The organism is Pseudomonas sp. LJDD11 (genome assembly GCF_024584215.1).
Classification (GTDB): domain Bacteria; phylum Pseudomonadota; class Gammaproteobacteria; order Pseudomonadales; family Pseudomonadaceae; genus Aquipseudomonas.
Genome location: NZ_JANJFL010000115.1, coordinates 1 through 569 on the forward strand (window position 1 = coordinate 1; position 569 = coordinate 569).

Below are 569 nucleotides of genomic sequence, written 5' to 3' on the forward strand. Positions count from 1 at the left end.
GGAGGCGATGGGCATCCTCAACCAGGGCGGCGCGACTTCCGTCAGGAAGATGGCGATGCCGAAACTCACCGGAACGGCGATCAGCAAAGCCAGAAAAGATGTCACCAGCGTACCGTAGATCGGAACCAGGGCACCAAACTTGCCGTTGTTCACGTCCCACTCGGCACTGGTCAGAAAACCAAAACCAAAGGTCTCGAATGCCAGACTTCCGCCCCACAGGGTCGACAGGGCAATACATCCCAGCAATGCCAGCACCAGCATGGCGGCGCCTTGCAGCGAACGCCTGAACCAGGCGTCATGTCGATGATCCCGCTTGGCGCGCTTTTCGCCTTCGGAGTCGATGTCTGAGACGTTCGCGGACAGGTATTGGGTGTTTTCAGTCATGTTGAGTCCACTCGCAAGAAAAAGCCCCCGTCACCGAACCGATATCGCGGTTGATGACAGGGGTGAGCTACAGGCTTGAATCACTTACTTGGTGAATTCGGTTTTCCAGTAGCCTTCTACACGTTCAACCAGCGATTTCGGCAGAGCGACGTAATCCAGTTCTTCTGCTTGCTTCTGGCCATTTT

The 569-nt window shown here is 55.7% G+C and carries 1 pseudogene; it reads right to left on the reverse strand.

Annotation, left to right across the window (positions count from 1 at the left end):
- Nucleotides 1-384, reverse strand: a pseudogene (locus tag NRB16_RS29045) (phosphate ABC transporter permease subunit PstC); the annotation flags it as partial.
- Nucleotides 385-569: the final 185 nt, after the last annotated feature.